The sequence below is a fragment of the Megasphaera sp. DJF_B143 genome (genome assembly GCF_900320625.1).
Taxonomy (GTDB): Bacteria; Bacillota; Negativicutes; order Veillonellales; family Megasphaeraceae; genus Megasphaera; species Megasphaera hexanoica.
In genome coordinates, this window is sequence record NZ_ONTA01000032.1 from 1 (window position 1) to 9,149 (window position 9,149).

Sequence of the window (9,149 nt, forward strand, 5' to 3'; positions counted from 1 at the left end):
ATTCCTGCTGTCCCTTGAATGACGGTCTTCCCAGTACAGCTTTCCGGTTCGGCATGGACGAATACACAAGATGCTGATTGTCCACGATATAAATGACAGAACTGTTCTGCTGGCTAAGGCGGTCGAACTGTTCTGTATTATCGGTCCCGGCTTCGTGGTACATGCGGCCGATATCCTTGGACATAGATATAAGTGTGTCCTTCCTGTATTCCAGATAAAAAGTCTTAAAACCTATCCCAATAGCCAGCATGAGCAGCAGCGCCGACAAAATCGTAAAGGCAGCAAGGAAAAAGCATGTTTTTTTGCGCAGTGATATCTTCATCATTTCGACGCTTCGTAACGGTACCCGTAACCACGTACGGTTTTAATGACATATCCTTTGTCACCGAGTTTAATGCGCAGTCTGTTGATATGCGTATCGACCGTGCGAAGATCGCCGTAATATTCATAATTCCAGACTTTATTGAGAATCTGGCGGCGGCTCAGCGCTTTGCCGGCATTGGTCATGAGATAGTTGAGCAGTTTATATTCTGTCGGACTGAGATCAACGTTTTTGCCATCGATGACGACCTGACGGGCATCTCGGTCAATAGATACACCTTCAGCCGCCTGGGGTTGTTCTTCTTCAGCTTGTACGCGGCGCAGCAGCGCTTTTATTTTGGCTACGAGAATTTTGGGGCTGAAAGGTTTGGTTATATATTCATCGACACCCAGATCGTAGGCAAAGAGCTGGTCTATTTCTTCACCTTTCGCCGTCAGCATCATAATAGGTACAGTCGATTCCCGGCGGATTTCCCGGCAGACCGTCCACCCGTCGTATCCAGGCATCATGACATCGAGAAGAATCAGATCCGGATGTTCTGACCGGTATTTTTCCAATGCTTCTTTTCCATCAGCAGCTTCTACGATTTCATAGCCTTCTGGTTTTAAAAAATCAATGACCAGCTGCCTCATCAATTGTTCATCATCGGCAATCAGTATCTTTTCCATAATCTTCTCCTATTCTATTTTAATAATCTGCCTGCGTTCGGGCAGCTTTATCAGCAGTTGTCCGATATCAGTTCCCCCTATCGTCAGATGAGGGGCAATTTCCTGCAATGGCACGAGGACAAAAGCCCGCTGTGTCAGATATGGATGGGGCAGTGTCAGCTCTGCGGTCCGGCAGGTCACGTCAGGACTGTACACGAGGTCTATATCGATCGTGCGGGCTCCCCATTTTTCGTGCCGTACCCGGCCCAATGCCGTTTCCACAGCCTGACACTTCCGGAGAAATTCCACGACAGGGAGCGATGTCTCTGCCAGTGCTGCCGCATTGATGAACGGCGGCTGATTCTCTTTTCCCCAGGGCGGAGTTTCATAAAAGGATGATACAGCAGCCAGACGCACCCCGTCAAGAGCCGATATGGCACGGACCGCCTGCTGCAGCGTTTCCTTCCGTCTGCCCAGATTGGCCCCCAGGCTCAGATAGACCCTGATCACGACCGGCTCCGCCTGATGACAAAGGTCACATCATCAAAATGACCGTCAATGGGCGCCTGCGGCTTGTGGAGTGTCACTTCCACCGCCTGTATCCTGTGATACGTATCAAGTACCGTATCGGCAATAACGGCAGCTACTTTTTCGATCAGTTTGTATGGCCTGCCTTCGACGATTTCCTGTACTGTCGTATAGACGGCACTATAATCTACCGTATCTTTAATACTGTCACTTTGTACGGCATCGCTTGTATCCAGTTCCATGACCAGATCGACGGAAAAAGGCTGCCCCTTTCTCGTTTCTTCCGGAAATACGCCGTGATATCCATAAAAATGCAATCCTTTTAATACTATTTTATCCATAGGAATCTCCTTATCCATCTATTCCGGCCGTAATGCATCGGCCATTTTACACATGCGTGCTATAGGTCCGACGTCATGGACGCGGACGATAGCCGCCCCGTCGAGTACACCGGCTACACAGGTTGTACCCGTTCCTTCCATGCGTTCCGTCACAGGAAGATCCAGGATGCGTCCGATGAACCCTTTACGGCTCGTACCGAGAAGCAGCGGATAAGGCAGGTCCGTCAGTTCGCGGAGATGTTTCATGACGTACACATTCTGTTCAAACGTCTTGCCAAACCCGATTCCCGGATCAGTAATAATGTTATCACGGCTGACACCGGCAGCGTCGGCAATAGCTACGGAGCGGGCAAAAAAAGTCTTCATATCGCCTATGATATCGCCGTATTCCGTCCCATCCTGATTGTGCATGACGATGACCGGCACGTCGAATTCAGCGGCGACGGCGGCCATTTCTCCCGGTTCCGGGGCGTATTGCAGTCCCCATATATCATTCATGATGTGGGCACCGCAGGACATGGCATAATGTGCCGTCTTGGCCTTGTAGGTATCGACCGATACGGGAACCGGGCAGTCTGATACGAGGCGGCGCAGGATGGGTTCCAGTCGGCTGATCTCTTCCTCTGCCGAAATAGGGGTAAATCCCGGCCGTGATGATTCGGCGCCAATGTCGATGATATCGGCACCGGCCGCTACCATATCTTCCATATGGTGAAGAGCCTTATCCACGTCATTCCAGCTCCCGCCGTCCGAAAAGGAATCGGGCGTATAATTCAATATGCCCATAATCAATGTCTTATCCCCGACAGTAAGAGTCTTGCCATCTTTCCAGTGATACGTGCGATGTTGTCTTGTCATTCCTGTGCATCCCCTTCCATAAGCAGTTTCCATGCCTGATGCCCTGCATCGGTACCGTCGGCCAGACATCCCAGCCCGGCCTGGGTAATAATATCTGAATCGCCGCCCAGATGATTGCGCATGGAAAGGCACAAATGAGTCCCCCGGACGATGACCAGGGCACCTCTGGCCCCCAGTCCATCCTGAACGGCTTTACATATTTCATAGGTAAACCGTTCCTGAAGCTGCGGTCTGCGGGCCAGTACGTCTACCACTTCGGCAAAGTGGCCAAACCCGGCTATTTTGCCTTCTGCCGGATAATACGCGATGTGAACGATGCCAAAAAAAGGCAGCAGGTGATGTTCACACATGGAATAAAACCGGATGTTGCGTACGGCAACCAGCCCGTCCGACTGGGTAGGGATTAATTCACCCCAGCAGTTTTCCGGATTTTCTTTCAAGCCAGAAAAGAAATGGGAAAAGGCCATAGCTACCCTGTACGGTGTTTTTTCCATGCCGAGTTGTTTGAGGTCCAGTCCCAGAGCCTGCAGAAAATCTCCCGCGGCCTGTACGGCCTTTTCGTTCACCTCAGTCTGCTCCGTCATATGTTTTGAAAAATCAGTCATGACTATACTTCCTTACATTGTAATATAATAAGTTGCAATAAATATCAAGCCGCCGACAATGATCATGAACGGACTGGCATACTGCTGCAGCGTCGTCTGTTCGTGATACAAATAGATTTCTTCCGGTTTTTGCGGATTGTAGCGGATATCGACGGTATCGCCAGCTTCAAAGCTCCACTCACTGTTGCCGAAGGTATAGCGGGCCGTATACTGCTCTGCTCCCGCCTGAAAGCGGATGACGGGGTAATACATATCGCCGCTTTTATTTTTCTGTACGTCAAACTGCACCACCGTGCCCGTTGCCGGAACCGTACAATGCCTCGTCAGGGCACGCAGCCGCCAGCCATGCCAGGTGCCGATACCGATGAACAGCACGCCAAGGACAGCTGGTACATAATAGAAAATGCTCATTGCGCCATGTCTCCTTCTAAGAGGATGGAAACCCTCTCTTAACTATCTCTACATGTGTCTTAAAATATGATACAATAAAAAGCTGAAAGTATCTAGTGCAAACTTATATGAATGAGGTGCGAGATGTCAAAACGTTTTATACAGTCTATTAATTATATGCGTGGCCTTTGTATGCTGGGAGTCATCGGGATCCACGTCGGCTCCGTAGCCCTTCTCAGCCCCTCTCCCAATCTGGGACTGGTCGCCGTGCTGGAAATTCTCTCCCGCTTTTCCGTTCCGGCCTTTTTTTTCCTGTCCGCTTTCGGCATGTTCCTCAGCCAGCCTCTCAATCAGCCCTTTGTATACAAAGAGTACCTGAAGCGCCGCCTGCGCACGGTCCTAATCCCTTACCTCTCCTGGTCCTTATTTTACATGTTGTACGTTTCCGTCATCGGCCATAATTTTACTCTGTTCCATCCCGGACAGTTCATCCGTACACTCTGGTACGGCCTGGCCATGTATCACATCTATTTTCTCGTCATTCTCCTGTGGTTCTATTTTCTCATGCCCCTCTGGCGGCCCCTTTTGCGCTGGATGGATAAGAAATCGGCCCTGTCCTTTACCATTCTCTTTTTCGCCAACATGATATTTAACTTCTATTCCAGTTATATCTGGAATTTTCATTTTGCCAGCCCGATTCTGCAGGATGCCTTCAATTACCGCCTCAATTACGTCGTCCTTCATTATCTGTTCATCTTCCTGTTCGGCGCTTTTACGGCAGAACACTTTTCCGCCGTCTGCGACTGGCTTAAAAATCACGGACTTCTGGTCAATCTCTTCCAGGGGCTTTCCACAGCAGGCATGCTGGCCGCTTATTACGGCATCATGTACTATAAGGGCTATGATGCCCTGTCTGCCGTGTTTACCATCCACCAGCTCAGTCCGGTAGGAATGGTTTATACTTTGTCTACGATGCTGTTCTGCCTGTACTGGTGGCAATGCCGTCCCGTGCCGCGTGCGGTGGATAAAGTGTTTTCTCTCCTGGGCGATTACTCCTATCCCATCTATCTGGTCCATCCCCTGTTTCTGGCACTGCTCACCCATCTGGCATCTCACTTTCATATTTTCCTGCGCAGTCTGTACATCATGGCCATCTACTGCATCGTAACTCTCCTGGCCATCGCCTTTTCCATCGTCGTCACCAAAGCTACACTGCCGCGGTGGCTGCGCATCTGCATCAAAGGAAAATAACCACATACATATAGACGCAGAAAAGAAGCGGCCGCATTAAGCATAAACACGTAATGCGGCCGCTTCCATTTTGTTATTTATTGAGTTTTTCCAGTACTTTCTGCAGTACTTCATCGGCCATGCGGGCCCGTGCCTTGATGACATTATTGCCGTTCTTGATGGATTCGGGATAAAAACTGCTTTTATACTTGCTCTTTTTCGTCTTTGTTACCATTTCCTTGAGCTGGATGGTCTGTTCATCCACGTTGTAGACATAGGTGCAGTAATCCGTCGAATCACCAGCTTTTTCTACCGTATGGAAGGTAAGAGTCTGCATGCCTGCCGGATAGGAAATCTTCGCTGAGCTCATATCAATAGTCGTAAACTGATTGTACTGCCACACTTCTTCCTTGGCAAAAGCCGTAACGGATACAGCCAGGGACAAAACCAGGGCAGCCAGTATTTTTTTCATTTTCAAGAAGAACACCGCCTTTATGTTTACTATGAACTATCGTTTGTTCTATTATACCATATCTTTTCCAATTTCTGTCAATGGCAGAAAAACTGAGACAAAACCGTAACCTGAAAGTATCTGTCAACGGTTGTCGATGGTTTCCGGATAGAGATCGTGCTGAGACAGGCGCTGCCAGGCTACCTGCTCCCAGGGAGTCCCGGCACGGCCGTAATTGCAGTACGGGTCGATGCTGATGCCGCCACGGGGCAGGAATTTCCCCCACACCTCAATGTATTTCGGGTCCATGGCATGGATCAGGTCGTCCATGATGATGTTGACACAGTCTTCGTGGAAGTCCCCGTGATTGCGGAAACTAAACAGATAGAGCTTCAGCGATTTGCTTTCTACCATCCGCTGGTCCGGTACATACGAAATATACAAAGTAGCGTAATCGGGCTGTCCCGTCTTGGGGCAGAGACTGGTAAATTCGGGACAGTTGAACTTGACGAAATAGTCCCGGCCGGGATGTTTATTAATAAACGTTTCCAACAGTGATGGATCATAATCGAACGTATAGGCTGTATGCTGATTTCCCAGAGACGTAACTCCCTGTAATTCTTCCTTTGTGCGGCTCATAAAAAAACTCCTTTCCTACAAAAAAAGTGCAAGAGTACGGCACGTATACAAGCGGTACGCGCACCGGCTCTTACACCCTATTTACCAAATGACTTTCCCCAGGACGTGATCAACCGGGACCGGCCCGATGAAGCGGCTGTCACTGCTGTGGTTACGGTTATCGCCCATGCAGAAGACATATCCTTCCGGCACCTGGACCTCCCCTTTGCGGCTATAAGTCATGGGTTCATTGATATACGGTTCATCCAGAGCCTCACCGTTGCGCCATACTTTGCCGTCATGGAAAGCCAGCGTGTCGCCCGGGCGGCCAATGACCCGTTTTACCCAGACATTCTTCGTCTGGAAGCGGGAGCTGAACAGGGCCAGATAATTGTCCATTGGTTCGGCTACGTCATCTTTCCACGTCCGGGGATAGCCGACGCGGCTGTCGATGATGACGATGTCACCGTAATTGGGTACATCTCCCATAATATGTCCCATTTTTGAAATAATCAGATATTCACCGTTATGCAGGGTCGGCACCATGGATTCACCTGAAACCCGTGTCGGCTGCAAAAAGAATATATGGATAACCATGGCAATGGCCAGCGCAATGACAATGGCATAGAGCCATTCCAATATTTCATGTAATACCGTATTCACTATATGTTCCTCCTCGCGTACTTATATATTGTAGCAAAGAGGCCCCTATAAAGCAAGCAATATTTCCACGGCGGCCGGTAAGAACAGGCGTCTTACAACTGTTCCAGGAGCCAGGGAATACGGCTTTCGCCAACAACGGAAATGCCCTCTTTCCTGAACAGGGCCGCTGTCACGCCATCACCTTCTGTAAGAGTGCGCGTAAACGTGCCGTCGTAAATGCAGAAGCTGCCACAGGACGGGCTTTTCTCCTTGAGGACGGCCCAGCGGCAGCCATATAGCTTGGCCAGGCGCAGTGCCTCCCGTGCTCCCCGTTCATACTCAGCGGTCACATCGCGCCCTTCCCGGGTAAACACGCCGTTTTTTGATCGTTCCGCTGCTGGTCTCGGCGTAGCCAGGCCTCCGGCCTGTTCCGGACAGACGGGAATGAGCACGATGTCTTTCCGGCTGCACAATGGGGTAATCTCCGGATACTCCCGGCATTGCCCGTCATAACGGCAGGATTGCCCTAAGAGACAGGCACTGATGATAATAAACTGCATAAATCGCATCTCCTTTCACATTACGAAAGAAAAATTTGTATGTTAAATTTCATGATACAGAATATAATTCTATATCGCGGCATAATATTTGACAGGTAATTTATCATAAACATTGGATAAACCCTTGTATTTACAGTATTTTATTTCTCCATTCATTCATTTTCGCAAAGGAAAGAATTATTAAAACTAGATTAAATTTCATATTGTGAAATTGAAAAAGTCATTTCCAGATACTATAATTGGAGCCGCAACAGAAAAGTATCTGTGTTATTAAGAGAGGGGATCATCCAATGAAAACAAAACAGCGCAATACAGCCGATCTTTTAGTCGAATGTCTGGAAGAAGAAGGCGTTCATTATATTTTTGGCATTCCCGGCGAAGAAAACCTCGCCATCATGGAAGCACTGAAAAGATCTAAAATAGAATTCATCACTGTCCGTCACGAACAGGGCGCCGCCTTTATGGCTGACGTCTATGGCAGACTGACCGGCAAGGCCGGCGTCTGCATGGCAACTCTCGGGCCGGGGGCGACAAACCTCATCACCGGCGTTGCCGATGCCGACTGCGACGGGGCGCCGCTGGTTGCTATTTCCGGTCAGGTAGGCACAGACAAGATGCACATTACGGCCCATCAGTATCTGGACCTGCGCTCTATGTTTGAACCGATCACCCGCCGCGCCTATACGGTCGTCCGGCCTGATACGATGGCAGAAATCACACGGCTCGCCTTTAAATATGCCGAACGGGAAAAACCAGGTGCTACCTTCATCGACCTGCCGGTCAATATCAGTAAAATGCCCGTCGGTGACGACGAAAGGCCACTGCAGCGCCAGACCATCCAGCCGGAAACGGCCCTGGAAGCGCAGATTGAAGCCGCTGCATCCATGATTTCCTATGCCAAGAATCCGGTCATCCTCGCCGGAAGCAGCGTTATCCGCAGCCATGCCACAGAAATGCTCACTAAATTTGCAGAAAAGCTGAAACTGCCGGTTATCAATACGATGATGGCCAAAGGGGCTATTCCCTTTGACAATCCCTATTCGATGTGGACTGTCGGCATCCCCATGGACGATTATCAGACGAAGATGTTGGAAAAAGCCAGCCTGGTCATCGCCATCGGCTACGATATCATCGAATACGCCCCGGCTAAATGGCACATGTCCAACGCCGATATCATCCATATCGATACGATGCCGGCCGACATCAACAAAAATTACCAGCCCGAAGTGGAAGTCGTCGGCAATATTCCCGATGCGCTGGAACGGATCATGAATAAAGCAGCCCGCCTGCAGGAACCGGTCCCCTTTCTCAATCTGCGGAAACAGATGGTCGAAGAACATGAAAGCTATGCCCAGGACCTTTCCTATCCTGTCAAGCCGCAGAAAGCACTCATCGACTGCCGGCGCGTCATGGACAAGGATGATATCGTCATCTCCGACGTAGGGGCCAATAAGGTCTGGGTTGCCCGCCATTATAACTGCTATAAGCCCAATACATGCATCATCTCCAACGGATTCGCCACCATGGGTCTGGCCGTCCCCGGCGCTATTGCCGCAAAACTGGTCCATCCTGACAGAAAAGTGCTGGCCATCACCGGTGATGCCGGCTTCATGATGAACTGCCAGGAATTCGAAACGGCTCACCGGCTGGGAACGAATTTCGTCACCCTCATCTTCAATGACCGCAGCTACGGCCTGATCAAATGGAAGCAGGACATGCAGTACGGCCATCACGAATACGTCGATTTCACCAATCCTGATTTCGTGAAATTTGCCGAAAGCATGGGGGCCATCGGCTACCGCATCGAAAAGGCGGAAGACCTGCTGCCGACGCTCATCAAATCCTTCAAGCAGGATAAACCAGTCATCATCGACTGCCCCATCGATTACAGTGAAAATATGAAACTGACCCATCATCTGGAAGAACTGATGAAGGAACTTTGAGAAAGGTGATCTTA

12 protein-coding genes and 1 pseudogene are annotated in these 9,149 nt (G+C 49.8%); 2 read left to right on the top strand and 11 right to left on the bottom strand.

The features are described from left to right. The 7 genes and pseudogenes from DBO31_RS00765 to DBO31_RS00795 all read right to left on the bottom strand — a co-directional run. Positions 1-325, bottom strand: a pseudogene (locus DBO31_RS00765) (hypothetical protein); the annotation flags it as partial. Then, on the bottom strand, positions 322-990 hold the full coding sequence (locus DBO31_RS00770) for a response regulator transcription factor (protein ID WP_059077444.1): 669 nt from the start codon (positions 988-990) through the stop codon (positions 322-324). The gene DBO31_RS00770 and the pseudogene DBO31_RS00765, both read right to left, overlap by 4 nt. Positions 991-999: 9 nt before the next feature. After that, positions 1,000-1,479, bottom strand: a complete 480-nt coding sequence (folK, locus tag DBO31_RS00775; protein WP_059077443.1) for a 2-amino-4-hydroxy-6-hydroxymethyldihydropteridine diphosphokinase — start codon at positions 1,477-1,479, stop codon at positions 1,000-1,002. Continuing rightward, entirely contained in the window at positions 1,476-1,838 is a 363-nt protein-coding gene (folB, locus tag DBO31_RS00780) for a dihydroneopterin aldolase (RefSeq protein ID WP_075582306.1), read from the bottom strand. Before folB ends, folK begins: the two co-directional genes overlap by 4 nt. Positions 1,839-1,856: 18 nt before the next feature. Further along, positions 1,857-2,696: a dihydropteroate synthase gene (folP, locus tag DBO31_RS00785; RefSeq protein WP_150824207.1), complete on the bottom strand. Its 840-nt coding sequence runs from the start codon at positions 2,694-2,696 to the stop codon at positions 1,857-1,859. Next, a complete protein-coding gene (gene folE, locus DBO31_RS00790; RefSeq protein WP_234995338.1) occupies positions 2,693-3,301 on the bottom strand; it encodes a GTP cyclohydrolase I in 609 nt (202 codons plus the stop codon). Before folE ends, folP begins: the two co-directional genes overlap by 4 nt. 12 nt (positions 3,302-3,313) lie before the next feature. Next, positions 3,314-3,712 (bottom strand): DUF3592 domain-containing protein, encoded by a 399-nt coding sequence (locus DBO31_RS00795; protein WP_059077440.1) that lies wholly within the window; start codon positions 3,710-3,712, stop codon positions 3,314-3,316. A gap of 123 nt (positions 3,713-3,835) precedes the next feature. Between DBO31_RS00795 and DBO31_RS00800 the strand changes: the two genes are divergently transcribed. Continuing rightward, entirely contained in the window at positions 3,836-4,942 is a 1,107-nt protein-coding gene (locus DBO31_RS00800) for an acyltransferase (RefSeq protein WP_150824208.1), read from the top strand. A 73-nt stretch (positions 4,943-5,015) separates the two neighbouring features. Here DBO31_RS00800 and DBO31_RS00805 read toward each other — a convergent pair whose 3' ends face one another. From DBO31_RS00805 to DBO31_RS00820, 4 genes are all read right to left on the bottom strand, one after another. Continuing rightward, positions 5,016-5,393, bottom strand: coding sequence for a hypothetical protein (locus tag DBO31_RS00805; protein ID WP_234995339.1), 378 nt, complete (start codon positions 5,391-5,393; stop codon positions 5,016-5,018). 123 nt (positions 5,394-5,516) lie between these two features. Continuing rightward, on the bottom strand, positions 5,517-6,011 hold the full coding sequence (gene queF / locus DBO31_RS00810; RefSeq protein WP_075582304.1) for a preQ(1) synthase: 495 nt from the start codon (positions 6,009-6,011) through the stop codon (positions 5,517-5,519). A gap of 81 nt (positions 6,012-6,092) precedes the next feature. Next, complete coding sequence (lepB, locus tag DBO31_RS00815) at positions 6,093-6,653, bottom strand: signal peptidase I (RefSeq protein WP_059077436.1); 561 nt, start codon at positions 6,651-6,653, stop codon at positions 6,093-6,095. Positions 6,654-6,745: 92 nt separating this feature from the next. Continuing rightward, positions 6,746-7,192 (bottom strand): DUF523 domain-containing protein, encoded by a 447-nt coding sequence (locus tag DBO31_RS00820; protein ID WP_150824209.1) that lies wholly within the window; start codon positions 7,190-7,192, stop codon positions 6,746-6,748. Positions 7,193-7,482: 290 nt separating this feature from the next. Between DBO31_RS00820 and DBO31_RS00825 the strand changes: the two genes are divergently transcribed. After that, complete coding sequence (locus tag DBO31_RS00825; RefSeq protein WP_150824210.1) at positions 7,483-9,135, top strand: acetolactate synthase large subunit; 1,653 nt, start codon at positions 7,483-7,485, stop codon at positions 9,133-9,135. The last annotated feature ends 14 nt before the right edge of the window (positions 9,136-9,149 follow it).

What these genes read in the sequence shown, in the direction of transcription:
- DBO31_RS00770 (WP_059077444.1), bottom strand. Translation starts at nt 990, where the DNA reads ATGGAAAAGATACTGATTGCCGATGATGAACAATTGATGAGGCAGCTG.
- folB (WP_075582306.1), bottom strand. Translation starts at nt 1,838, where the DNA reads ATGGATAAAATAGTATTAAAAGGATTGCATTTTTATGGATATCACGGC.
- folP (WP_150824207.1), bottom strand. Translation starts at nt 2,696, where the DNA reads ATGACAAGACAACATCGCACGTATCACTGGAAAGATGGCAAGACTCTT.
- folE (WP_234995338.1), bottom strand. Translation starts at nt 3,301, where the DNA reads ATGACTGATTTTTCAAAACATATGACGGAGCAGACTGAGGTGAACGAA.
- DBO31_RS00795 (WP_059077440.1), bottom strand. Translation starts at nt 3,712, where the DNA reads ATGAGCATTTTCTATTATGTACCAGCTGTCCTTGGCGTGCTGTTCATC.
- DBO31_RS00800 (WP_150824208.1), top strand. Translation starts at nt 3,836, where the DNA reads ATGTCAAAACGTTTTATACAGTCTATTAATTATATGCGTGGCCTTTGT.
- DBO31_RS00805 (WP_234995339.1), bottom strand. Translation starts at nt 5,393, where the DNA reads ATGAAAAAAATACTGGCTGCCCTGGTTTTGTCCCTGGCTGTATCCGTT.
- queF (WP_075582304.1), bottom strand. Translation starts at nt 6,011, where the DNA reads ATGAGCCGCACAAAGGAAGAATTACAGGGAGTTACGTCTCTGGGAAAT.
- DBO31_RS00820 (WP_150824209.1), bottom strand. Translation starts at nt 7,192, where the DNA reads ATGCAGTTTATTATCATCAGTGCCTGTCTCTTAGGGCAATCCTGCCGT.
- DBO31_RS00825 (WP_150824210.1), top strand. Translation starts at nt 7,483, where the DNA reads ATGAAAACAAAACAGCGCAATACAGCCGATCTTTTAGTCGAATGTCTG.